Origin of the sequence: Serpentinicella sp. ANB-PHB4, assembly GCF_031432315.1 — a bacterium.
Lineage (GTDB): Bacteria > Bacillota > Clostridia > Peptostreptococcales > Natronincolaceae > Serpentinicella.
Genome location: NZ_JAVKGO010000005.1, coordinates 1 through 23,524 on the forward strand (window position 1 = coordinate 1; position 23,524 = coordinate 23,524).

The 23,524-nt window shown below is 32.1% G+C and carries 25 protein-coding genes and 2 riboswitches; of the genes, 3 read left to right on the plus strand and 22 right to left on the minus strand.

The window, feature by feature from the left end; translation table 11 throughout:
- Positions 1 to 163: 163 nt before the first annotated feature.
- Positions 164 to 1,366: a pyridoxal phosphate-dependent aminotransferase gene (locus RH915_RS05430; RefSeq protein WP_310478432.1), complete on the minus strand. Its 1,203-nt coding sequence runs from the start codon at positions 1,364 to 1,366 to the stop codon at positions 164 to 166.
- Between the two features lie 199 nt (positions 1,367 to 1,565).
- Between RH915_RS05430 and uppS the strand changes: the two genes are divergently transcribed.
- Positions 1,566 to 2,210, plus strand: coding sequence for a polyprenyl diphosphate synthase (uppS, locus tag RH915_RS05435; protein ID WP_310478434.1), 645 nt, complete (start codon positions 1,566 to 1,568; stop codon positions 2,208 to 2,210).
- Between the two features lie 82 nt (positions 2,211 to 2,292).
- On the opposite strand, the gene RH915_RS05440 is transcribed toward uppS, so the two are convergent.
- The 11 genes from RH915_RS05440 to RH915_RS05490 form a co-directional block, all read right to left on the minus strand.
- A complete protein-coding gene (locus RH915_RS05440) occupies positions 2,293 to 2,652 on the minus strand; it encodes a DUF192 domain-containing protein (protein ID WP_310478436.1) in 360 nt (119 codons plus the stop codon).
- A 2-nt stretch (positions 2,653 to 2,654) separates the two neighbouring features.
- Positions 2,655 to 3,575, minus strand: coding sequence for a type II secretion system F family protein (locus RH915_RS05445; protein ID WP_310478438.1), 921 nt, complete (start codon positions 3,573 to 3,575; stop codon positions 2,655 to 2,657).
- Positions 3,576 to 3,586: 11 nt separating this feature from the next.
- Positions 3,587 to 4,549 (minus strand): type II secretion system F family protein, encoded by a 963-nt coding sequence (locus RH915_RS05450; protein WP_310478439.1) that lies wholly within the window; start codon positions 4,547 to 4,549, stop codon positions 3,587 to 3,589.
- Between the two features lie 16 nt (positions 4,550 to 4,565).
- Positions 4,566 to 5,927: a CpaF family protein gene (locus tag RH915_RS05455; protein WP_310478440.1), complete on the minus strand. Its 1,362-nt coding sequence runs from the start codon at positions 5,925 to 5,927 to the stop codon at positions 4,566 to 4,568.
- A gap of 12 nt (positions 5,928 to 5,939) precedes the next feature.
- Positions 5,940 to 7,160 (minus strand): AAA family ATPase, encoded by a 1,221-nt coding sequence (locus RH915_RS05460; protein WP_310478441.1) that lies wholly within the window; start codon positions 7,158 to 7,160, stop codon positions 5,940 to 5,942.
- 32 nt (positions 7,161 to 7,192) lie between these two features.
- Positions 7,193 to 7,903: a Flp pilus assembly protein CpaB gene (gene cpaB / locus RH915_RS05465; RefSeq protein ID WP_310478443.1), complete on the minus strand. Its 711-nt coding sequence runs from the start codon at positions 7,901 to 7,903 to the stop codon at positions 7,193 to 7,195.
- A 21-nt stretch (positions 7,904 to 7,924) separates the two neighbouring features.
- The gene (locus RH915_RS05470; RefSeq protein ID WP_310478444.1) at positions 7,925 to 8,836 is read right to left on the minus strand and encodes a pilus assembly protein TadG-related protein; all 912 of its coding nucleotides are present in this window, start codon (positions 8,834 to 8,836) and stop codon (positions 7,925 to 7,927) included.
- A 12-nt stretch (positions 8,837 to 8,848) separates the two neighbouring features.
- Positions 8,849 to 9,250: a TadE/TadG family type IV pilus assembly protein gene (locus RH915_RS05475; RefSeq protein WP_310478446.1), complete on the minus strand. Its 402-nt coding sequence runs from the start codon at positions 9,248 to 9,250 to the stop codon at positions 8,849 to 8,851.
- 4 nt (positions 9,251 to 9,254) lie between these two features.
- Positions 9,255 to 9,758: an A24 family peptidase gene (locus tag RH915_RS05480; protein ID WP_310478447.1), complete on the minus strand. Its 504-nt coding sequence runs from the start codon at positions 9,756 to 9,758 to the stop codon at positions 9,255 to 9,257.
- A gap of 74 nt (positions 9,759 to 9,832) precedes the next feature.
- Positions 9,833 to 9,997 (minus strand): Flp family type IVb pilin, encoded by a 165-nt coding sequence (locus RH915_RS05485; RefSeq protein WP_310478449.1) that lies wholly within the window; start codon positions 9,995 to 9,997, stop codon positions 9,833 to 9,835.
- 162 nt (positions 9,998 to 10,159) lie between these two features.
- Positions 10,160 to 10,245: riboswitch (cyclic di-GMP riboswitch) on the minus strand.
- Positions 10,246 to 10,350: 105 nt separating this feature from the next.
- The gene (locus RH915_RS05490; RefSeq protein WP_310478451.1) at positions 10,351 to 11,121 is read right to left on the minus strand and encodes a hypothetical protein; all 771 of its coding nucleotides are present in this window, start codon (positions 11,119 to 11,121) and stop codon (positions 10,351 to 10,353) included.
- Positions 11,122 to 11,274: 153 nt separating this feature from the next.
- Between RH915_RS05490 and speD the strand changes: the two genes are divergently transcribed.
- A complete protein-coding gene (gene speD, locus RH915_RS05495) occupies positions 11,275 to 12,096 on the plus strand; it encodes an adenosylmethionine decarboxylase (RefSeq protein WP_310478452.1) in 822 nt (273 codons plus the stop codon).
- A gap of 61 nt (positions 12,097 to 12,157) precedes the next feature.
- On the opposite strand, the gene RH915_RS05500 is transcribed toward speD, so the two are convergent.
- From RH915_RS05500 to RH915_RS05545, 10 genes are all read right to left on the minus strand, one after another.
- On the minus strand, positions 12,158 to 12,361 hold the full coding sequence (locus RH915_RS05500; RefSeq protein WP_310478453.1) for a DUF1657 domain-containing protein: 204 nt from the start codon (positions 12,359 to 12,361) through the stop codon (positions 12,158 to 12,160).
- A gap of 32 nt (positions 12,362 to 12,393) precedes the next feature.
- Complete coding sequence (gene spoVAE / locus RH915_RS05505) at positions 12,394 to 12,747, minus strand: stage V sporulation protein AE (protein WP_310478455.1); 354 nt, start codon at positions 12,745 to 12,747, stop codon at positions 12,394 to 12,396.
- Between the two features lie 13 nt (positions 12,748 to 12,760).
- Entirely contained in the window at positions 12,761 to 13,762 is a 1,002-nt protein-coding gene (gene spoVAD / locus RH915_RS05510) for a stage V sporulation protein AD (RefSeq protein ID WP_310478456.1), read from the minus strand.
- On the minus strand, positions 13,763 to 14,242 hold the full coding sequence (gene spoVAC, locus RH915_RS05515) for a stage V sporulation protein AC (RefSeq protein ID WP_310478458.1): 480 nt from the start codon (positions 14,240 to 14,242) through the stop codon (positions 13,763 to 13,765).
- Between the two features lie 10 nt (positions 14,243 to 14,252).
- The gene (locus RH915_RS05520) at positions 14,253 to 15,113 is read right to left on the minus strand and encodes a DUF421 domain-containing protein (protein WP_310478459.1); all 861 of its coding nucleotides are present in this window, start codon (positions 15,111 to 15,113) and stop codon (positions 14,253 to 14,255) included.
- Positions 15,114 to 15,127: 14 nt separating this feature from the next.
- A complete protein-coding gene (locus RH915_RS05525; RefSeq protein ID WP_310478460.1) occupies positions 15,128 to 15,334 on the minus strand; it encodes a DUF1657 domain-containing protein in 207 nt (68 codons plus the stop codon).
- 132 nt (positions 15,335 to 15,466) lie between these two features.
- The gene (locus RH915_RS05530) at positions 15,467 to 17,125 is read right to left on the minus strand and encodes a glutamine--tRNA ligase/YqeY domain fusion protein (RefSeq protein ID WP_310478461.1); all 1,659 of its coding nucleotides are present in this window, start codon (positions 17,123 to 17,125) and stop codon (positions 15,467 to 15,469) included.
- Positions 17,126 to 17,210: 85 nt separating this feature from the next.
- Positions 17,211 to 18,116, minus strand: a complete 906-nt coding sequence (queG, locus tag RH915_RS05535; RefSeq protein ID WP_310478462.1) for a tRNA epoxyqueuosine(34) reductase QueG — start codon at positions 18,114 to 18,116, stop codon at positions 17,211 to 17,213.
- Positions 18,117 to 18,237: 121 nt separating this feature from the next.
- On the minus strand, positions 18,238 to 20,712 hold the full coding sequence (locus RH915_RS05540) for a WG repeat-containing protein (RefSeq protein WP_310478463.1): 2,475 nt from the start codon (positions 20,710 to 20,712) through the stop codon (positions 18,238 to 18,240).
- 170 nt (positions 20,713 to 20,882) lie between these two features.
- Complete coding sequence (locus RH915_RS05545) at positions 20,883 to 22,217, minus strand: DEAD/DEAH box helicase (protein ID WP_310478464.1); 1,335 nt, start codon at positions 22,215 to 22,217, stop codon at positions 20,883 to 20,885.
- A 245-nt stretch (positions 22,218 to 22,462) separates the two neighbouring features.
- Positions 22,463 to 22,596, plus strand: a riboswitch (cyclic di-AMP (ydaO/yuaA leader).
- A 3-nt stretch (positions 22,597 to 22,599) separates the two neighbouring features.
- Between RH915_RS05545 and RH915_RS05550 the strand changes: the two genes are divergently transcribed.
- Positions 22,600 to 23,520: a peptidoglycan-binding protein gene (locus tag RH915_RS05550; protein WP_310478465.1), complete on the plus strand. Its 921-nt coding sequence runs from the start codon at positions 22,600 to 22,602 to the stop codon at positions 23,518 to 23,520.
- Positions 23,521 to 23,524: the final 4 nt, after the last annotated feature.

Sequence of the window (23,524 nt, forward strand, 5' to 3'; positions counted from 1 at the left end):
AGGTTTATTAAGTGCACCCTAAAACACGTGGAGTCTCATTATTATACTAAAATAGGCTCTAATGTAATAATGGAGCGAGATTAAATATAATCCCACCCCAACTATTGACAAAGAGCCAAAAGAATATAATAAAAACATGTCCAAAAGGGACATGTTTTTATCTTTATAGATTTGTGTTTTGCTTATTGTAAGCTTCAATTCCTAATTTTAATATCTCCATTGCTCTTTTTAAATCTTCAGTATTTAATACATATGCAATTCGAACTTCATCAGATCCTAACCCTGGGGTGGCATAAAACCCTTCTGCAGGAGCTACCATAATTGTTTCACCATCTACATCAAAATCTTTTAACATAAATATAGCGAATTTTTCTGCATCATCTACTGGTAATTTTGCAACAACATAAAATGCTCCAGTTGGTTTTCTGCATATAAGGTTTGGTATTGTATTTAATGCCTTATATATGATATCCCTTCTAGTTTCGTATTCCTGATTTACCGTATCAAAATATTGACTATCTGTCTTGTATAATTCTACAGCTCCAACCTGCTCTAATGTTGGTACACACAGTCTACTTTGACATAATTTAAGTACATGGGAAATGAAGCTTTTATTTTTACAAGCTACTGAGCCAATACGTGCTCCACAAGCACTAAAGCGCTTCGAAATACTATCTACTATAATAACTCTATCTTCAACTTCTTTTATATGTGCGAAACTAACAAATTTTAAAGAGTCGTAAACAAATTCTCTGTACACTTCATCTGAAATAATAAACAAATTATTTTTTAGTGCAATGTCAGCTAACATTCTTACCTCTTCTTCTGTGTAAACCACACCCGTTGGATTACCAGGATTCGATAGGATAATAGCTTTTGTTTTTGGTGTTACTAATCCCTCTATATGTTCTTTGGATGGAAGATGGAATCCCTCTTCTGCCTTACATGTTATTGGTACTACGTTAACATCTACTGCAGTACTAAAACCATTATAATTTGTATAAAATGGTTCAGGTACTAATATTTCATCACCATCATCTGCTACAGCAATTATTGAGAATAGTAGTGCCTCAGACCCGCCATTTGTAATCAGAATATCCTCTTCTGAGAAATCTATATTATGATTCTTATAATAGCTAACAACAGACTCAATTAGTTCTGGAATTCCTTCTGAAGCTGTATAAGCAAGAACTTTCTCATCAAACGCCTTAATAGATTGTATAAATTCAGGAGGTGTTACAATGTCAGGTTGTCCAATATTAAGATGATATACCTTTTTACCTGCCTTCTTTGCTCCTATTGCGTAGGGAGCCAATTTTCTTATTGGTGACTCTTGCATAGATGTAATTCTATTTGAAAATTTCATTTGTTAGTCGTCCTCCTTTTATTTTAATAAATAAATATTTGTTTATAATATATTTTTTAATTATTATAACTACATAATACATTAATTCATTAAATAAAAAAACCAAAATTGAACAATTATTTAAAAAAATTTGTATTTTTATATATTTAGTGGCAATAATACTAGACATATTTCTATTAGAAGGTTAGGAGGTTATATAATGAGGATGCCACAGCACATTGGAGTTATTCCTGATGGTAATAGAAGGTGGGCCTTAAACCGTGGTTTTACAAAAGATAAAGGTTATTCATGGGGACTAGACCCAGGCTTAGAGCTATTCAATTTATGTAAAAAATTAGGCATTAAAGAAATTACTTATTATGGGTTTACTGTAGATAACACTAAACGGCCTACGATGCAAAGGGTAGCTTTTACTCAAGCGTGTATAAAAGCTGTAGAAATGTTGGCAAAAGAGGATGCTTCTCTACTTGTTTTAGGAAACACAAAATCCCCAATGTTCCCTAAAAAACTACTTCCTTATACAGAGCGACAGACTTTTGGAAAAGGTTCAATCAAAGTCAATTTCCTTGTTAATTACGGTTGGCAGTGGGATTTAGCAAAGGCAAGCAGTCAAGATAACATTTCAAAAGCAAGTCTCAGTAAACATATTTACTCCTCTGATATATCAAGAATTGATCTCATTATCCGATGGGGAGGTAGAAGACGTTTAAGTGGCTTTTTACCAATTCAATCTGTTTACTCAGATTTTTATGTTATTGATGAATATTGGCCAGATTTTAAACCCCAGCATCTGTATGATGCTCTAGATTGGTATAATCACCAAGATATAACACTAGGTGGATAACATAATAAAATATTAGTAGTCTAGTTCTAAGAAGAACTAGACCACTAATATTTTTAAACAGTTTTAATGTTACCGTTTAATTTTATTTATTATCAATTAATAATAGTGTGTCTCCCATATCAATCTCTTTACTTGTTAAGCTGCCTGATTTAAGTTCTACAACATAACTAGCCTCTTTACATGAGGCTCTTTCATTAGGTTTTATATTTTTTAACATCTTGATTACTTTTTTATTTTTATCTAAAAATATTAAATCGATATTAAATTTCATACCAAAACAATGGATTGCATTACAAGGGTAGAGAACTATACCTTCGCCTATTTCTAAATTCTCCCGTCCTAATAAACCTTTCAATCTTCCCCAAAAAGTATTAGCAAGTACTACTTTTGAAGCGACTATTTCATTATTTCTTTCATTTATTATTTTATAATTCTTTTTCATTATTACCACATCGTTTCCAATAATTGAATAACAGCTGGACCTAGAAGAACTAGAAATAAAGTAGGGAAAATAAAAAATACCATTGGTATTAACATTTTAATTGGAGCTTTCATTGCTTTTTCTTCTATTCTTTGCTTCCTTATTTGCCGCATTTGTTTTGATTGTATTCTTAAAACATTTCCAATACTAACACCTAACTGATCTGCTTGAATAATTGCACTTATAAAGGTATTGAGGTCTTCTACCCCTGTTCTATATGCTAAACCTCTTAAAGCCTCTCTTCTATGTTTTCCCATTTTCATTTCCTGTAAAGTCTTATTAAACTCGTAGGAAATAGGTCCTTTTGTTTTTTTTACAACTTTTTGAATAGCAGCATCGAAACCTAAACCAGATTCTACACTTACAGTCAATAAATCTAGCACATCTGGTAGTTCTTTTGAAATTGCATCTTGACGATTTGTTGTTTTTATTTTTATTGCCAAATCAAACAATATTCTACTTATTATAAGTCCCCATAATAGACTTAAAATTTGATAAATTGTACTTATATTATTTAGATATACTACTAGAAATACACACATTGCAAATATTATTGTAAATGTATAGTAAAGCGTCATAAGTTCACTAGGGGTTAAATCACCGGGATTGCCTGCTAAAAGTAATTTTTTTTCAAGAATGTCTTTTCTTCGAATTGGTATTATTTTTTGTGTAATATTTGATAGCCATTCTAAGATTGGTTTGACTAGTCTTTCAAAAAAGGATTTTTGTAATTCTTCATCGTAATTTCGTTTTAGATTTTTGTTGTTGCCTCTTAACTGATATAATCTATTACTAATTAAAATTTTATTTTCAAATAAAGTTATCATAATCCCGTATGATAAAAATGTTATAAATAGAAATGTCAGCATGACAATTATTATCATAAAAAAACCTCCTAAACTTCAATATCTATTACTTTTTTAATTAACAGTACACCTATAATTTCTGATATAAGTCCTGCAAATAAAATTAACCAACCAACCTTAGACTGTATCATAACATTCATATATGAAGGATTAATTAGTAGTAATATAACAAATAAAATAGGAGGCATTAATCCAATTACAAGTCCAGATGCACGCCCTTGTGCAGTCAGTGTTTTTATTTCTCCTTTTATACGTATTCTTTCTCTAATAGTAAAGGATATGTTGTCTAATATTTCAGCTAAATTTCCACCTATCTGGCGTTGTATAAGTACTGCTGTAATTAATAGTTCTAAATCATCACTTTCTACTCTTTTTGTTAAATTAATAAGTGCTTGATCTATTGTAGTTCCGAGATTTATTTCTCGATTTGTTTTCTTAAACTCTAAAGCTAAAGAGCCATTCATCTCTTTGCCTACTAGATCGATTGCTTGCTGGAAACTATATCCGGCTCTTAATGAATTCGCCATCACCGTTAAGCAGTCTCCAATTTGTTGATTTATTCTTTCTATTCGTAATCTTTTTTTACGTGTAATTATTATCTGAGGAATGACCAAAGCAAGCAATGCCATTACTAATGCAGAGGCTATTCCTCCTAGTAATACCAGTCCGACAAAAGTACATATTAAAATCCCTATTATATTTAAAGCTAGAAACTCTTCAGCCCGCATTGGTAACTCTGCTTTTAATAATTGTCCCTCTAACTTCTTTGTATACGATTTAGCAACAAAAAAAGAACCTAAGACTTGCAGAATATTTTTTCTATTCAATTTTAGTACTTTTTTTGTGTTTTCCTCATGAACAATTTGTTGAAGCATCGTATAGTTTTTTAACCGTTTACTTATCACTTCTTTTTTTGCACTTATTAGATGGTATGCTCCCATGACCCAAAGCACTACAGTAATAAATACTAATGTTGCAATGATCGGTTCCATATGATCCCCCCTTACCTTAATCTGAAGGTAAAAAAATCTCCCTTGGCAATTTTATTCCCTGTTCCTCGATTTGAGTTAAAAATTTAGGAACGATTCCGGTGGCTCGGTGCTCACCAACTACATTACCGTTTTTGTCTGTACCTTTTTGGATAAAAGTAAATATATCCTGAAGTACAATAGTTTCTCCTTCCATTCCCACAACTTCCGTTACATGAGTAATCTTTCTACTCCCATCTTTTAACCTACTTTGTTGGACAATTACATCTATCGCTGCAGCAATTTGTTCTCTTATTGCTCTTACAGGTAAATCCATCCCGGACATTAGAACCATCGTCTCTAATCTAGATAGCATATCTCTTGGAGTATTCGCATGCCCAGTTGTTAACGAACCGTCATGTCCAGTGTTCATCGCTTGAAGCATATCTAATGCTTCACCAGCTCTAACTTCACCAACAACGATTCTATCCGGTCTCATCCTTAGTGAATTTTTCACTAGATTTCTCATCGTAATAGCTCCCTTACCTTCTATATTAGCGGCTCTTGTTTCTAAAGTAATAACATGGTCTTGTTTAAGTTGTAGTTCTGCAGCATCTTCTATGGTTACAATTCTTTCATCATTAGGAATAAACGATGATAGTACATTTAATGCTGTAGTTTTTCCACTACCCGTTCCTCCAGATATTACAATATTTAATTTAGATCTGACACAAGCTTCTAAAAACTTTGCAATATTAGATGATAAAGTGCCAAATCTAATTAAATCTTGAATTTTAAAAGGATCTTTAGAAAATTTTCTTATTGTGATACATGGACCTTTGAGAGAAAGTGGAGGTATGATTGCATTTACCCTAGACCCATCCTTCAATCTTGCATCAACCATAGGCATGCTTTCGTCAATTCTTCTCCCTATAGGAGAAACAATTTTATCTATAATATGCATTACATGACTTTCATCTCGAAATACAATATCAGTTTGTACGATACGACCCTTTTTCTCTACATATACTTGTTTTGGACCATTTACCATAATTTCTGATACATCCTCATCTTCTATCAACCCTTCTAATGGTCCTAATCCGATTACTTCATTGACTATCTCTAATGCAATAGTCTGCCTTTCAGAATAAGGTAAAAAACCTGCATCTCTATCGAGGATATTTTTTACTATATCATTAATACTTTCATCTAATGTTTCATCTGTTAACCCCTTCTTTTTTATTTCTTTGTTCATCTCATCAATGACTTCTTTATGAATCTTAATTTTTAGATCTTCATACTTATCTTTTTTCTCTGATTTAGGTGAATCAGACTTCTTACTTTCTTCATCCCTTACCTTTACTGGTATCTTTTCTTTTTCTAATCGCTGTAGTAATGACATTGTATCCCCCCTTTATCTAAAGAGTTTTTTTAAAATAGACCTTTTCCCACTAGACTCTTCTAAATCTTTTTGATAACCCTTATCCTTAATTACCATTTTTGAAATTTCCTCAATCGACTTGCTTATTTTGCTATTTGTTTTATTCGATACAAAGGGAATACCTCTATTTGCAGCTCTTACTACCAGTTTTCCATCACTAGGCATATGATTTGCTATATAAAATTCTAATGTTTTTTCCACATCAAAAGGTGTAATACCAAAATCTTCTGATGCTCTATTTAATATCAGTTTAGTTTTTTCTTTATGATGCAAGGTTTCTAATAGATCAATACTTAGTTTCATATTTTTTACTGCTGGTAAATCCATGGACATAATTAATAGTATTTGATTAGATATATCTAATGCACTTAAGGTCGTTTCATGAAAAAAAGGTGGAGTATCAATAATGATGTAGTCATAATGCTCACGTAATACAGTTAAGATTTCTAATATATTTTCAGGAGTTACCAACTCAGAATCTTCTGGTCTAATTGGTGCTGGAAGCACTTTTATCCCAGACATATGTGTAATTAAATAGCTTTCTATTAAATCTATATCTAACTGATTTCTCTCTTGTACAAGCTCTGCTATACTTTTTTTTGGTAGAATATTTAAAAATACTGAAACATCACCAAATTGCAGGTCTAAGTCAACTAATACTACCTTTTTATTTGTATCTTTAATCATCTGAACTGCTAAATTAACGGATAAAGTTGTTTTTCCTGCTCCACCTTTAGTGCCAAATATAGTTACTATTTGGGGCACTTTATACTTATTCTCCTTTTTATTAGAATTTGCTTGTAATGTTGCGATTTTCTTTTTTTCGTTATGATAAACCCGTCTCACACTATTAATAAGTTCCTCTTGATTGAATGACTTTACTAAATAGTCTTTAGCTCCAGCGTGAATGGCTTTTTTTGAGTATTCTATATCGTTCCTTGCACTTATTAGTATCGTAGCTATGTTTGGATAATTTGCTGTAATTTTTTCAGTAGTCTCAACACCATCCATAACTGATAGGTTTAAATCAATTATTACAACATGGGGTAAAAGTTGTTCAGTTCTTTTAAGTGCTTGCTCTCCATTAATTACCTCACCAATGATTTGGATATCATCGTAACCTAATAAAAATGTTTTATAATAACCTTCTTCTTTTATATAATCACTGGCTATTAACACTCTAATTTTTTCCATAATCTTCACACCCCTTTGACTCGATACTTTAATTATCTTAAAAAATCATTTATTTCAAAAGGCTCCGGATCGCTTGTTGTATTATCAATGGGAGATCTTAACATTAAACTAATTGTTCCACGCTGTGTTGCCATTTGTAAAGGTAAAGACTCTTCTAATGTTACTGCTAAAGTAGCTGTTCTTGCCTCTGTAGGATTTTGAGCATTTTCTCCGACTTTTATATTTAAGTCTCTACCTATAGCAAGAACCTCTATATTTTGAAGTACTACTACAGAATGTGGTACCTGAACTTCTTCCCCTATAGCTATCGTTGTTATAACGTCAACCTTATTTCCAGGCTTTATCAATCCTGAAACACCACTAACTTCATCTACTGGAACTGACATAGCTCTCTTTCCTTGTGGAATCATATATGCCAGTCCTTCTTTATAGTCCCCTTTTTCAATAATGTGACTTTGAAAAATACTTTGACCTTTACTAAGTGTTGTTAAAGTAATTTTTCCAACAACTTCTTTTGAGCTTGTAATCTGATTTGAGTCCATATATTGTACGGGTATGGTTTTTCTTTCAATCATGTTCATAGTTACAACGGTTCTTTCTTGTATATTTTCTTTCGCCACAATAATTTCTATATACTCAGTATTATCAACAGACTGTTTTAAATTGTTTAAATAGGAAAAAGTCATCAAAGCAGTTGCTAATCCAAAAACTATAGCTAAAAGAAACACTACTTTATTCTTCATCGTCGATCCCCCTTTAATAACTTAATAAGATAGTTTTGTTCCATATAAACCATAATCTTTTCCATTTATATCTATTTCACCTGATATTGTTGTTTTTATAAATTTACCTGTTATAATGCTTTCGTTACCTTGACCTTTTACTTCATCAACTAAAAATATTGCAAAACCTAAAACTTCAACTTGTCTATGACTCTTAAATTCTATGACTGGCACCTTAAGAAGTCTTTGACAATTTGGGTCAAAATTATCTGAAGTACAATAAGGAATATGATTGCATTGGGCAATTCTGTAATCTATTGCTCTTTTGGTTGGATTTGACATGTTTCCTGTTTCTACATCTAAAATGTCACCAACGCGAATGACGCCGTCAAATCCATAGGTTAAGTTATCTTCATATATCCTTGCCCCGGGCTTTGAAAGAGCAAGTGCGCCGAACCACCCTGTATCTCCATCACCGGCACCCACTTTTAAAGTGTATTGATGCCCAAAAGTGAAATCATAGTCTTCTACCCCTAATGGTACAGCCCCTCTTAGTCCAACGATTGGGGCAACATCTGCTATAGCAACAGCTTCTACTTGTCCTGTTGAGAAGCCTAAAACCTTCGCAAATAGAAATTCTACCCTACGTTTAGTCGTAACTTTAACGGAATGATTATTATTAATTATATCAATTAAAATAGTACTTTCATGTAGCCCATTTTTCTCTCCAAATGATTTTCCAACCTCAACAGCTCTGTATGGATTATGTGGAAGTTCTTGAACTGCTGCTAACGCAGCTGAATCAGTGGCATTTGTTATTTGAAATTTATTTAGGTATAATAGGCCCGCATCAACTACAAGGGCCACAAATCCAATAAAAACAATCATTAGTATTGCTACAATTATTAGTGCACTACCTTCTTCATTTTCAAGAATTCTATTTATTTTTTTCATCATATCCACCTCCTACTCCATACGCATGGTAATATGAGATTTGACATTATATGAATCACCTATAAAAATCGAAATGATGGGTAGGTGTATTTTAAGAGGATACTCAACCTGTATAGAAATACCATCCCCTCTACTTCTATATATTTCACCTGGTGTAATATGAATATTTACTTTATCTTTATTTAGATGTAATGCAGAGGTTCGTTCCTCGACTAAAGCCTTTATCTCTTCGTCTAATGCACCCACTGCTGCTGCCCTAGCACCCTCTCTTGCACTGTGGGTTACCATTAGATATGTGCCAAAAACCCTACCAAATTCTATTATTCCAAAAACTAATAGCAATAGGATTGGTAAAACTAATGCTAACTCTACTAATGCTTGCCCTTCATTATTTTTTTTAAATAGGTTAATCATCTAATCACCCCAATATTATAAGCCCAACAATTGCACCAATAGCAATAGGCACACCATATGGAAACGAGTATTTTTTTTCATCATTGTTAAATGACATTACACTGAACTTAGATGTAATCATTACTTTAACTCCCGTTAATAAACCTTTTGAAGTACTTAACAAACTCTTGTAATATATTAGAATGCCCAGTGCTATAGCACCACCAGCTACACCCATAATTATAAATGTATAAAAAACAAATTCCGGTCCCTTTATGGCTCCAATTGTAGCTAGTAATTTGACATCTCCACCACCTATGCCATTGTAATAAAAAGGAACAATTAGTAATATCAATCCCAATACAAACCCGGATAAAGTAAGTAGAGCGCCCTCAAAGCCTAATTCATATATATTTAATACCATTCCGAAGATTACTCCTGGTAATAATAGACTATTGTATATTTTTCTTTCTTTTAAGTCAGTTACTAGACAAATTAGTACTATTAATATAAGTACTACGTTAATCATAAGAAACACTTCCTTTTGTGAAAAAATTGGCCCTACTGATTCAGTAGGGCCTTTTCTAGAGCATTATCTCATCACTATATCTCTGTGCTGTTGGTAATAGATTCAAATATTTCCGTTAGTTTTCCTCTAAAGGCTACTAATACAGTTATAAGTACTACTGAAATGATCCCTATGATTAGCCCATATTCTGTCATTCCTTGACCTGCTTCTTCTTTCCATAATCTTTTAAATAATTTCATAAATCTTACCCCCTTAAAATTTTGTTTTTTTGCTCATCTTACGCTCTTGCTTAGGATGAACAGCCGCTGGGGTACATTTCGAAAAATGTTTACCTGTTAACAAAATACCCCACTCATCAGTTGACGAGTGGGGTTGTTAGTACAGGATGCTTAATGATATACCCTCGCAACTGGCTGGCATAGTGGAAACCACCTTAGCCCCTTTAGCTTTGCGTCACTACCTTTCAGTAGCTTTGCCAATGATTATTTAGTTGTGCTTTGTTCTTAGTTACATTATATTCATATAATGCATTGGAGTAAATCAATCATTATACCTAAATTTGATAAGCCTAGAGTACTAATATTTTTTGGGATTAACGAAAGATATTTCTATCTTTTCTCTTTTTGATGAAAGTTAATACCCAAAACAGGGTTATCACAATGAATGCTACTGTTATGCTTTTTCTTATTAATCCAACATCATGGAAACGACTTCTTATTCCCCAAAATCCCCATGCAAAAACTAACCAAAATATCATATCTTTTCTAAATAACAGTAGAAAGGATATAAGCATTGTTACGAGTCCTAATAATACAATAAACCAAGCTTCTTTAGATAAACCCCATTGATTCCAATCTAACGAGTACAAAAGAATATCTAAATTGGCAATTGTTGCAAAACTAATCCATGAGAGATACATAGTAAAAGGTACTTTAACTAATATATTATCCGTTAATTTCGCTCTGTACCTGCAGGTAATAATATTATAATAGATTTTTACTAATGTTATAGTTAAAGCAATCATTGTAAAGAAAGCGTATACAATAACTTCGTAGTGCCACAAAACTAACCATAAACTGCTTAAAATATTGCTTAAAGAAAACCAGTACCCTACTGCGACTATATATGGGTTTCTTTTATTCCTTCGTTTAAATTGATATATAGTAAAAGATAATAACAGAAGATATATTAATCCCCAAATTAAGAAAGTAAATGAGGCAGGCACAAAATAAGTAGGGAATTTATCTGCTACTTCACCCGTTGTTTGATTATTAAGTTTTAAATAATTAGCTAATATATTTGTAATAATTAGTAATATAAAAGTAACTAAATTAACCCATCTTCTCGTGTACTGTATTCTCACCTTTATATCTCCCATCTATATTACTTAATTTCAAATATTCAAAAAGTATTTTTTTGTCGATAATATCTATACACCTAATAAAAATTATTGTATTATGGAATAATACATATATGTTCTATAATGCAAAATATATAAAAATGAGGTGCTTAATAAATGAAAATTAAATCTATAAAGAAGCTTAAACTTTATGGCTTCAATAATTTAACAAAAACTTTGAGTTTTAATATTTACGATATATGCTATGCCAAAACTGAAGAAGATCGTAAAGGTTATATCGAGTATATTGATGAGCAGTATAATGCAGATAGACTTACTAATATTTTGACCAATGTTGCAAATATTATTGGAGCAAATGTTTTAAATATCGCTAAGCAAGATTATGATCCTCAGGGTGCTAGTGTTACTATTCTAGTTTCTGAAGAGGAAATTAATCATGAAAATACAGAACACTTTGATGAATCTGATGAAGCCCCTGGCCCACTGCCTAATTCTGTTGTTGGACATTTAGATAAAAGTCATATTACTGTTCACACATATCCAGAAAGTGATCCAGACAAAGGTATCAGTACTTTCCGTGCTGACATTGACGTTTCAACTTGTGGTAAAATCTCACCACTAAAAGCATTAAACTATTTAATCCATAGTTTTGACTCTGATATAATTACTATCGACTACAGAGTTCGTGGGTTTACTAGAGATGTAAGTGGGAAAAAATATTTTATTGATCATAAAATAAATTCTATCCAAAACTACATCGCACCTGAAACTAAGTCACTTTATCATATGATGGACGTAAATATTTATCAAGAAAATATATTTCACACTAAGATGATTCTAAAACAATTTGAACTTGATGAATATTTGTTTGGAATTTCAAAAAAAGAACTTCTTCCAAAAGAGAAGAAGAAAATAAAACAAGCTTTAAAACATGAAATGATGGAAATATTTTACGGGAGAAACATAAGTAAAGTTTAAATTATAAAACTGTGGATTATAAAATCCACAGTTCTTATTTTTATATTTATCAATACAATCACTATTGTTTGTATTGTGGTTCCTGACTTTGAATAAATTGATTTCTTTTCTCAAGGGTTTGATATGCATTATCTAAGTTCTGAGCCAGTTGTTGAAAATCTTGTTTAGCTTGTTGATCTTCTGTTTGTAAAGCAAAGTTTTTAAGGGAAGCAGATGCACTTTGTATTCCTGACATAACTTGCTGCATTTGCGTAGCTACTGTCATTTGTAAATCACCTCCTTTCCGAAATTGCACAATTAACCTTTAGGCTTAAAAATTAAAGCAGCTAAAAATCCAAAAATAATTGCTGATGATATACCGGCACTGGTGACTTCAAATATTCCAGTTAATATACCCACAAACCCTGACCTCTCTAGCTCTGCAAACGCACCTTTTACTAATGAATTGCCAAAGCTACTTATTGGTACCGAAGCTCCCGCTCCTGCAAACTCAATTAATGGCTCGTATAAACCCAATCCACCTAAAATTGCTCCTGCTACTACTAGGGATACTGTAGTGTGTGCGGGTGTTAGTTTAAACACATCTAACATGATCTGTCCAATTACACAAATCCCACCACCTACTATAAATGCCCAAATGAATTTTTCCATATATATCACCTCTTTACATTTCAATTGAAACTGCATGAGCTATACAAGGGATACTTTCTTTTTGCTGATATGATATTGGAGATAATAATGCCCCCGTAGCAACAATTAATATCCTGTTTAATTCGCCTTTCTTCATGCGATTTAGATAATGACCATAAGTTACAGTTGCAGAGCAACCGCAACCACTACCTCCAGCAATGACTGGCTGGTCTTTACTATATATTAGCATTCCACAATCAGTAAATTTTTCTTTTGGTATTTTAAATCCATGTTCTATTAATAGATCTCCAGCAATTTGATGTCCTACCTTTCCTAAATCACCTGTTGCAATCACGTCATAATAAGATGGGTCAATATTAAAATCTCTAAAATGTGCTTCTATTGTGTCTACTGCAGCTGGTGCCATTGCAGCCCCCATGTTAAATGGGTCAGAAATTCCCATATCTACGACTTTACCAATTGTTGCAGAGGTTACTTTAGGACCGTTTCCTTTGCTTCCTACAACCGCCGCTCCAGCTCCTGTTACTGTCCATTGAGCAGTAGGCGGTTTTTGTGCACCATATTCAGTTGGATACCTAAACTGCTTCTCAGAAGCAGCATTATGACTTGAAGCTCCTGCTATTACATACTGAGCTGATCCGCTATCTATAAATTGAGCTGCTAGGGCTAGTCCTTCCATCGAACTTGAACATGCGCCAAATATACCTAGATACGGAATTGCTAACGTCCTAGCCGTAAAACTACTTGATATAATTTGGTTCATTAAATCGCCACTTATTAAAAATTGGATATCTTCTTTTTTCATTTGTGCCTTTTCTATTGCAACAGTGCACGCCTGCTCTAATAGTTTTTGCTCTGCTTTTTCGAAACTATCTTGTCCTAACCATAGGTCATTATGGATTATATCAAAATCTCTGGCTAAGCAACCTTCTCCTTCAAAAGGCCCTACTACAGCAGATGATGATAAAATAACTGGTTTTGAATCAAAAGACCAAGATTGATGACCTTTAAGCATCTACATCCCACCTAACCATGTAATTGTCATTTTTATTAGCGCAATTATAAATGCTGAAAATACCCCATAGGTAATAACTGGTCCCGCTATTTTAAACATATTTCCGCCTACTCCTAAAACATAACCTTCACTTTTGTGTTCTATAGCTGCAGCTGTCATCGTATTTGCAAACCCTGTTACAGGTATAATTGTACCTCCGCCAGCAAACTGCGCTATATGGTCATAAACCCCCAGTCCTGTTAGCAAAGATGCGATCATAATTAATACAGCTACTGTAGGATTTGATGCAGTTACTTTATCAAAATCAAAATAAGTCATAAACATCCACTGCAAAAACTGTCCAAATGTACAAATAGTGCCACCTACTAAAAATGCTTTAATACAATTTTTTACTATTGATCTTTTGGGTTCCCTTTCTTTTGCAAACTCTTGATATTTTAGTTGTGTTGTTGTTAATTTTTTATTTTTTTTATTAGACATTTCTTCACCTCTATTTCATTAAATGTGGTTCTAATAAGTCTATTACTTTTCCTAATTTTTCAGCATTTAATGCATACATATTTTTTGCATTCTTGTCTTCAGTTTCTAATGAAAAAGATGTTAAATCCGCCTGACATTTCTCTAAATTTGCATATAACATTTCTCTTACAGTAGGTTCTGGTATTTGCAATGCATCATCAAATAAGTCAACATATAAATCACCGGAAGAATCTACTTGTGCTATATATACATTATCTAAAGAAACCCCCATGCCTTCTAATTGTGTATATAACCAATTTTGATTTAATCCAATATTGCTTAGTGACTCATCTATTACATTTCCATCTAGGATAACCGTTTGCGGCGCAGTTTGTTTGCTCACTTTTTTTCCTATTTGTTTTGGTGTAATTGGCGTATTTTCGGATTTTAATAGAAAATTGATTTCGCCTGTTGTTTCCATGATTGCAAATTCAACATCCATAAAGCTAAATACTTCTTTCGATCTTAACTCTTTTAATAACTCCTCACCAGTCAAGCGTGCTTGTTTTAAATTTTCTTCCATGATCTTTCCATCTTTAATTAAGACCATCTCTTTTCCATTTATCCAATCATGAATCATTTTACTCTTTAAAGATAAATAATCTAAAGCAAAAGAAAGAATTACCCAAACTGATAATGCAACCATCCCTAGAGCAACATTATCTATTACATTTACAGATATTAGCCCAGCTATAATAGCTACTACTAAATAATTTACTAAATTAAATGCGGTCATTCTTGCAACATTTCTTTTGCTAATAATTTTCACAAAAACTAATGCGACAAAAAATAATGCAACTGACCTTAATAAAATTTCGATCCAATTTCTCATATGTTTTTCCTTTCTTAAAACCCTTTATACTGTGGTTCTTCATATTCTAGTTTTTTAAGCCTTTCTTCTAAATCTTTTATAATCTCATCAGTCATTTTTACAGCTTGTTCATATGTATTTTTTGTTTCGTCATTTTGTGCTTGTATTGCATAGATTTTCATTGTGCTTTTGCTACCTTTTAGATTTGCAATTGTTTTTTTTACATTCACTCCTATAGTCATTGTTTCCCTCCTAGTTTACAACGTTATAGTATGTAGTATGTTGAAATTTTATTTGCCTTAATATAAATTTGATTCATTACAAAAAATAACAAAAGCTATACTTAATTAAGTATAGCTTTTGTTATTTCAGTCTTATTTATTAATTTTAAATGAACTTTTTAATGAAACAATTCTGTTAAATACTTTTTTGTCACTTGTTGTATACTTTGGATCTACACTAAAATATCCATGTCTAAAAAATTGAAATTTATCATGTAATTTGACTTCCTTCATATTTGGTTCTACATAACCTTCTAAAATTTCTAAAGAATTAGGATTTATCTGATCCATAAAAGTATTTGTATCCTCTTTTTCTTCATCTGAAATAAGTGGTTCATATAGTCTGAATTCTGCTGGCACAGCATTTTTCGCATCTACCCAATGTAGTGTTCCTTTTACTTTTCTACCGGTAAAGCCTGAGCCGCTTTTCGTTTCTGGATCATAAGTACACCGTAATTCTACTATGTTTCCTGCTGTATCTTTAATTACTTCTTCACACTTTATAAAGTAAGCATGCTTTAGTCTTACTTCATTACCAGGAAATAGTCTAAAATATTTTTTTGGAGGATTCTCCATAAAATCTTCTTGTTCTATATATATTTCCCTAGAAAACGGTATATCTCTCTTACCCATTGATTCATCATCAGGATTGTTATCCGCTTCAAGCATTTCTACCTTATCTTCTGGATAATTTGTAATTACAACTTTTAATGGTCTTAGTACTGCCATAGTACGAGGTGCAGATGTATTTAAGTCCTCTCTAATAAAATGTTCTAGCATTTGATTATCTACAACACTATTACTTTTTGCAACACCAATCTCACGGCAAAAATTTCTTATGGATTCGGGGGTAAAACCTTTTCTTCTTAATCCTGCGATAGTTGGCATTCGAGGATCATCCCATCCATCTACTATATTTTCATCTACTAACATCTTTAGTTTTCTTTTGCTCATAACTGTATTAGTGATATTAAGTCGTGCAAACTCTATCTGTTGAGGTTGCTTATCCATTTCACATTCTTTTACAACCCAATCATACAATGGTCTATGATCTTCAAATTCCAGCGTACAAATAGAGTGAGTGATCCCTTCAATTGCATCTTCTAAAGGATGGGCATAATCATACATAGGATACAGACACCATTTATCTCCAGTATTATGATGTTTAGCATGTACAATTCTATAAATCACAGGATCACGCATATTCATATTTGGTGATGCCATGTCAATTTTAGCTCTAAGAACTTTTTCTCCGTCTTTAAACTCCCCATTTTTCATACGTTCAAATAAATCTAAATTCTCTTCTACTGAACGATTTCTATAAGGACTTTCTTTTCCTGGCTCTTTTAGTGTACCTCTGTGATTTTTCATTTCTTCTGCATTAAGATCACAAACAAAAGCTTTACCTTTTTTAATTAGTAAGACAGCTCTATTGTACATTTCTTCAAAATAGTTAGAAGCAAAATATAGGTTGTCCCAATCATAACCCAACCATGAAACATCTTCTTTTATAGATTCTACATATTCGGTATCCTCTTTTGTAGGATTTGTATCATCAAAACGCAGATTTGTTTTACCTTTAAACTCTTCTGCCAATTCAAAATTAAGTACAATAGATTTTGCATGACCAATATGTAAATAGCCATTTGGCTCAGGAGGAAAACGTGTGATAATCTCATTATGTTTATTTTCTTGCAAGTCCTGTATAACAATATTCCTTATAAAATTTGAACTATTTGTCTTGTTGTCCATAATGATCCCCTTTCTTAATATGTATCTATTTTTGTTTTATAATTAAATAAATATATCATAAATAGTGTATTTTTTCTATAAAAACTCATTTATCTATATGTCCTTTTATGTAATTGAAGTTTCTCAATATTGTTTTTTTCCCCCGCCAAGAGAAAGCTCTATTTTTATAGCGTCTCATAAACTCTTTATTTGATATCCCTTCAAGGTCTTCATGTTTAAGGGAATATATTAAATCATTTTTAAACGCTTCTATTTCTGTATGCTTAACTCCTCTATTATGTGGACATACGTCCTGACATATATCACATCCAAACACCATGTCAGTTTTTTTTAATATTTCTATTTCATCTTCCGTTAAGTCCCCTTTAATTTGAGTTATATATGCTCTACATTTTCTTGGGTCAATATCGAAATTACCAAGTATAATTTGACCAGGACATTTCTTAATACAGGTTTTACATTGATAACATGTTTTATCCATTGGTTGATCAGGTTTAAAGTCATAATTATTTAGTATGTAACCAATAAAAAAATATGAACCATAGTCATCAGTAATTAAATGGCTGTTTATACCAAAATAGCCTAGGCTAGCTAAATAAGCTAAGTATCTGTCAACTAATGGTCCTGTATCTACAAAAGACATGTACTCAAAATTTGCAATATTATTTGTAAGATAAGTTCCTATTTCATTTAACTTGTCCCTTACTATCATATGATAATCTTGAGCATATGTATATTTTGACAGGTTAGCTTCTTCTTTTTCTCCAACATAGTAAGGGAATAAACATACAATTATAGATTTTACATTTGCCATTGTTAATCTTGGATCCGTTCTTAGGTTAATGTCTAATTCTTCAAAACCAGTTAATTGTTCATTATCTTTTCTCATCATTAACCTTTTGTATAAATCATTATATGGACCTATTGGCGCGATTCCAACTTTCTCAATATTTAACGCTTTGCAAAATTCTTTTAATTTCTCTTTCATCATTTTATCTTACCCCTATTTCACTCTACAATATATATTCTATTTAATAAATTATATATTGTTTTATTATTTACCAATGCTCACTATATATAAACTTGTCGTGCTGCTTTATAGCACGACAAGTTTATATATCATTAAAAGATAGCCAAAATTCTCCGTAGGCATCAATAATATTCATTATATCATTAAAAGGAATTTCAAAAGAAGGAAAACCTAAAGCATAAGGACCAATTTCATAAACTCCGAAACAAATTTTTAAACTATTTTCAGTAATAAAGAAAGATTGGTTTTCTTTTATTCCTTTATATTCATCTATCCAGTATTCTTTTTCATTCTCTGAAGCAAGTATTTGTTTTCTGATTATTTCGCTTAGAATACGCATATATGATCTGCCTATAAACAAATCTTTAAGTTTATAGAACCTACCCGTTTCTAAATCAGTATGTGCGTACATCTGTGATGGGATACCATGAGCTGCATCAACTGGATAATCATATCCCCACAACTTCAAACTTACTAAATTTTTTTTATAATATCCTACAGTAAACCCACCACTATATGAAGTATTTTTGCTAAGGGGTTGTTCGTACGAATTGACAAATGACATTTTCTCTAAACAATCATTAACATAATTCTTTATAGTTTTATCCTCTATGCCCCTAATATAAGGATAATTCACAGTATAGTTTTTCTTGGGTACATATTCTTTTATTTCAATCTCATACTGCTTAGTTAGTGTAATAATATTATTCGGTCTGTATATTGTCCTGCCTTTCTTATCAATGTAAAATAATTCATTGTTTTTATTAACTTCTATTAAATCCTGAAGCATCCTCATTGAACAAGATGCATCTAAAGTCGGTAAATGATTTGATCTTTTGCCTTCTCTATCAATAAAGTAGGTATTATTTTGATCTGTAACAGAGGCATATCCATTATAGTACTTATTTATGTTCGTAAACATAAAATCTGTCAATAATCGTCCATTATTGTCTGCTACTGCATAAATTGTAGTTGGTATTGATTTTTGCTCATGGGTTTTTCCAATAGCTATTTTTTCTTCATTAATTAAGGTTATGCTATTATAGTCGCCATTTAAAATAATTTTACCATGTTTGTCAATTATTCTGTGCTTCAGCATTCCTCTTTCTTTATTTGCAACAATTGCTACTCCCTTTATAAAATCCCCTGCAATATCAAATTTCGGAGGAATTAGTATTTCACCACTCTCGTCCATATATCCAAACTTACCATCTAAACTTTCTTTATAAGAAACTACTCCTTCACTTAAATTGCCCATCAGCGCAACACCTTCATAGCTGTGTAGCACTTCACCATCATAATTTATCATAATAAATTTTCTTTCTGATACTTGAGCAATTGCTTTTCCATTTGCAAATGGACTGACACTCATAAATTTCGGCTTCACAACAATATTTCCATTTTTATCAATAAAACCATACTTAATTTGGTTAGACGTACTATCTATATGTCCAAAAGCTCCACGATTTTCTATGATATAGTCGAGATATCCAGTAGTCTGAAAGATTACTTTTCCTTTTGTATCTATAAGTTTTGAACCTTCTTTATTCCACACCACAGCTCTTTCATTGTGAAATTCAGAAATACTATCAAATACTGGTTTAACTACAAAGTTTCCTGTATCATCAATTATTCCAGCTTTATTATTTATTGATACTATTGAAAGATTGTTATCTTGAAAATCCTGAGCAGAATCAAAAATTGGATCAATGGTAATGCTTCCTTCGTTATTGACATAGCCCCATTTAATACCACCTACTTTATTAACTGATGCAGGATATCTAGTAACTGATTTAGATCTTGTTCCTTTATTTATTATATTATCATTATCATTTTTACTAATATTGACCTTAGTTTTTAACAAATTAAAGTCTTCAATTGAAGGATACTCTCCCCTCAATGCTTTTCCTCTTTTTATCGATTCTAATGCATCCTTTTCATTTCTTGCCTTTATCTGTGCATCTGCTAAGTAATACCAATATATACGATTATTAGGTTCTTTATCCACTAGTACTTCATAATAAGAAACAACATTAGAAAAATAATCATGGTAGACAGTATGATCTGAAACTAATTGATTTCCTGAACTTTTAAATATGTCAACCTCATAGGCGCTATCTTCTATATGTTTCCATATTATAAGACAATCTTGTTTTGACTTCTTATTTTGTTCTATTTCTACTAAACTATATTCTACATTTCTTGTAACGTTAAGAAGTTGATCTTCTTTAAGAACATATATATTTAGATCACATTTGTTATTTGAGTTTTTCCAGCCTATCATTAAATTAATTTGTTCATCTATTATATTAGCAACATTTAAATAGTCTAAATCATGACTATTGCCTCTAATAATACTAACTCTTTGCCAATACTCACCAATATCTTTTAGTACCATAACTAAGGCTTCATTGTTGTATTTGTAACTTACAATCACTTCTTGATTACCATCGCCATCTAAATCATAAGTTTCTATAGCATTTATTCCTAATGGTTTTTTGGGAATTATTAGTTCTGCCCCTTCGGGTAGAAAATGCTGTACTACATCCCATAACATAACATCACCTCATTTTTCCTTTATATATTATTTTATGGGATGACTACTAGGTGTGTGACAATAACCAGTTATTAAAGTTTATATTAAACAACTTAGCAGATATTTTTGAATTAAAATGACCTCCAAGTCAATTTAACCTTAGAGGTCTCTTTTATTGCGTAGCCAGTATTTTATTTCTGTCTACCTTTACTTCTACTTCTTGATTTGTTACCAAACTTCCCTGTGCCTTTTGATTTAAAATCACCTTTTCCTCGGGTCCCTCTGTTGTTACTTTCACTATTACGCTGCTTGTTATTTGAAAATTTCTTATTACCTCGTTCATTTTCTTCTCTTGAAGTTTTTTCCTGTTTTCTTCCACCTCTACTTCCCCTTGGAGATTTAGGAGAATTTTTGGCTTCAATATCTTTTTTTTGTTTCTTTATCGTCATTTTTATACCTTTTTCAATGGTAATCAACTTTTCTTTATCTCTTGGTGTAACAAAAGTTAATGCAACTCCTGTATGCCCGGCTCTTCCTGTACGCCCTATACGATGAATATAGCTTTCCGTATCCTCAGGAACGTCATAATTAACTACATGGGTTACACCGTCAACATCCAGTCCTCTAGCAGCAATATCCGTAGCTACAAGGTACTGTATTTCAACATTTCTAAATCTTTTCATAACTCGTTCTCTTTTTGCCTGACTTAAATCTCCATGTAGTTCATCTGAGTTAAAACCTTGTTCTAGTAGTAATTCATTTAGTTTACTTGCTCTGCGTTTTGTTCTACAAAAGATTATCGCTAAAAAAGGATTGTTTTCTTTAAAATAATTAAACAATTCTTCCTGCTTTTTCCTATCGGTTGTTTCTATAATAACTTGTTCTATTTCTTCAAGGGTTACTTTATTACTTTGGATCTCAATTTTTTTAGGTGTCTGCATATACCTAGATGCTAAACGTGTAATTGCGTCGGGCATCGTTGCGGAGAAAAGCATCGTTTGTCTACGTTTTGGAGTTTGGGCAATTATTTCTTCTACTTCGTTTAAAAAGCCCATATGTAACATTTGATCTGCCTCGTCTAAGATTAGAAACTTAAGTTGTCCAAAATTGATTGTTTTCCTTCTTAAATGATCAAGTAATCTCCCCGGGGTAGCAATAACCATGTGTATATCCCCTTTGAGTTTGTGAATTTGCTTTTCTACATCTTGACCTCCATAAGCAGCTAAAATGTTGATTCCTTTTACGGATGCAAGTTTCTGAACTTCTTGTGTAATTTGAATCGCCAGTTCTCTTGTAGGCGTAATAATTAAAGATTGTACGCCACCTTTATTTGTATCAATCATATCCATAGTTGGCAATACAAAAGCTAATGTTTTTCCCGTACCTGTTTGTGACTGGGCAATTACATCTTTTCCGCTCATAATAATAGGGATTACCTGCTCTTGGATTGGTGTTGGGGTAATTATCCTTATTTTTTTTAGCTTATCTGTTAACGCTTGACTTACTCCTAGTGTTTTAAAATTCATATTTAACGACCCTTCTTATGTATATTTTTTAAATAGCTGATAATTGCTTATTTCTATTATTTATCATAACTAATAAAATCATTCTTAATTACCATCAAATCATTTTATCATAGTAAACTTGGTATTAACAAGCAACTAGTGCAATTTTTGCTGTTTTAATTATATATTATCAGAACTAGAATTGTTTCCAAGTTTACATAATATTTTTATTGTAATATAATAGGGCATACCAGTTGCCTAAAACTAACAGCTGGTTGCTGAAACCTGAATAATCAGGTACGGAGGAACCAGTTAAAGGGGTTAATCCATATTTATTTGGTAGGGAAGCCTTCTTTCCCACACCCGTCAGCTAACTTCGTAAGCACAAAGGAGGAGGTATACTATGTTGTTTAAAAGTCATAAAAGAAAGATTTTTTCAATGCTTTTCATTATGTTTCTAGTATCAACACAAGTTGTAGGTGTATTTGCTAATAGCTATACAGTTCTAAGATTTGGCAGTCGTGGAAGTGAAGTTATAAGATTACAGCAAGAACTTAAAAACAGGGGTTATTTTGATGCTAACACTACTGGTTACTATGGCCCTATTACTGAAACAGCAGTTACTAATTATCAAAGAGATAATCGTTTAATAATTGATGGAATTGCTGGTCGTCAAACTAAGCGTTCTTTATACAGCCAAAGAAATACTGTATTAAAATTTGGTAGTCGTGGGAGTGAAGTTGTAAGATTACAACAAGAACTAAAAAATAGAGGTTATTTTCATGCTAATACAACGGGATATTACGGCAATATTACCCAGACCGCTGTTATAAATTTTCAGAGAGATAATAGTTTGATCATTGATGGAATAGCCGGTCCTCAAACTCAAGGTGCTTTATTTAGTCAGTCTGCCACTCCTGTAGTTTCACGTGGGACAAGTAGATCTAGAAGTTTTACAGAAGATGATGTGTTCTGGCTTTCAAGAATTATACATGCAGAAGCACAAGGTGAACCTTATCAAGGGATGGTTGCTGTAGGAAATGTAGTATTAAACAGAGTAAACTCAAGTCAATTCCCTAACTCTATTTATGGTGTAATTTTTGAATATTGGGGGAATATTCCTCAATTCAGTCCTGTTGAGGAAGGAACAATTTATAATACACCAGGTGAAGCTAGCGTAAGGGCTGCCCGTGAAGCTCTAAATGGGGCAAGACCTGTTGGAAATTCGACATACTTCTTTAATCCAGACAAAGCCGAAGGTCGCTGGATAGTAGAAAACAATACCTATGTTACAAGAATAGGCGGACATACTTTCTATCAGTAAAAGA

Excerpts from the sequence above, each read along its gene's own strand:
- RH915_RS05430 (WP_310478432.1), bottom strand. The coding sequence starts at position 1,366 with ATGAAATTTTCAAATAGAATTACATCTATGCAAGAGTCACCAATAAGA.
- uppS (WP_310478434.1), top strand. The coding sequence starts at position 1,566 with ATGAGGATGCCACAGCACATTGGAGTTATTCCTGATGGTAATAGAAGG.
- RH915_RS05440 (WP_310478436.1), bottom strand. The coding sequence starts at position 2,652 with ATGAAAAAGAATTATAAAATAATAAATGAAAGAAATAATGAAATAGTC.
- RH915_RS05445 (WP_310478438.1), bottom strand. The coding sequence starts at position 3,575 with ATGATAATAATTGTCATGCTGACATTTCTATTTATAACATTTTTATCA.
- RH915_RS05450 (WP_310478439.1), bottom strand. The coding sequence starts at position 4,549 with ATGGAACCGATCATTGCAACATTAGTATTTATTACTGTAGTGCTTTGG.
- RH915_RS05455 (WP_310478440.1), bottom strand. The coding sequence starts at position 5,927 with ATGTCATTACTACAGCGATTAGAAAAAGAAAAGATACCAGTAAAGGTA.
- RH915_RS05460 (WP_310478441.1), bottom strand. The coding sequence starts at position 7,160 with ATGGAAAAAATTAGAGTGTTAATAGCCAGTGATTATATAAAAGAAGAA.
- cpaB (WP_310478443.1), bottom strand. The coding sequence starts at position 7,903 with ATGAAGAATAAAGTAGTGTTTCTTTTAGCTATAGTTTTTGGATTAGCA.
- RH915_RS05470 (WP_310478444.1), bottom strand. The coding sequence starts at position 8,836 with ATGAAAAAAATAAATAGAATTCTTGAAAATGAAGAAGGTAGTGCACTA.
- RH915_RS05475 (WP_310478446.1), bottom strand. The coding sequence starts at position 9,250 with ATGATTAACCTATTTAAAAAAAATAATGAAGGGCAAGCATTAGTAGAG.
- RH915_RS05480 (WP_310478447.1), bottom strand. The coding sequence starts at position 9,758 with ATGATTAACGTAGTACTTATATTAATAGTACTAATTTGTCTAGTAACT.
- RH915_RS05485 (WP_310478449.1), bottom strand. The coding sequence starts at position 9,997 with ATGAAATTATTTAAAAGATTATGGAAAGAAGAAGCAGGTCAAGGAATG.
- speD (WP_310478452.1), top strand. The coding sequence starts at position 11,275 with ATGAAAATTAAATCTATAAAGAAGCTTAAACTTTATGGCTTCAATAAT.
- RH915_RS05500 (WP_310478453.1), bottom strand. The coding sequence starts at position 12,361 with ATGACAGTAGCTACGCAAATGCAGCAAGTTATGTCAGGAATACAAAGT.
- spoVAE (WP_310478455.1), bottom strand. The coding sequence starts at position 12,747 with ATGGAAAAATTCATTTGGGCATTTATAGTAGGTGGTGGGATTTGTGTA.
- spoVAD (WP_310478456.1), bottom strand. The coding sequence starts at position 13,762 with ATGCTTAAAGGTCATCAATCTTGGTCTTTTGATTCAAAACCAGTTATT.
- spoVAC (WP_310478458.1), bottom strand. The coding sequence starts at position 14,242 with ATGTCTAATAAAAAAAATAAAAAATTAACAACAACACAACTAAAATAT.
- RH915_RS05520 (WP_310478459.1), bottom strand. The coding sequence starts at position 15,113 with ATGAGAAATTGGATCGAAATTTTATTAAGGTCAGTTGCATTATTTTTT.
- RH915_RS05525 (WP_310478460.1), bottom strand. The coding sequence starts at position 15,334 with ATGACTATAGGAGTGAATGTAAAAAAAACAATTGCAAATCTAAAAGGT.
- RH915_RS05530 (WP_310478461.1), bottom strand. The coding sequence starts at position 17,125 with ATGGACAACAAGACAAATAGTTCAAATTTTATAAGGAATATTGTTATA.
- queG (WP_310478462.1), bottom strand. The coding sequence starts at position 18,116 with ATGATGAAAGAGAAATTAAAAGAATTTTGCAAAGCGTTAAATATTGAG.
- RH915_RS05540 (WP_310478463.1), bottom strand. The coding sequence starts at position 20,712 with ATGTTATGGGATGTAGTACAGCATTTTCTACCCGAAGGGGCAGAACTA.
- RH915_RS05545 (WP_310478464.1), bottom strand. The coding sequence starts at position 22,217 with ATGAATTTTAAAACACTAGGAGTAAGTCAAGCGTTAACAGATAAGCTA.
- RH915_RS05550 (WP_310478465.1), top strand. The coding sequence starts at position 22,600 with ATGTTGTTTAAAAGTCATAAAAGAAAGATTTTTTCAATGCTTTTCATT.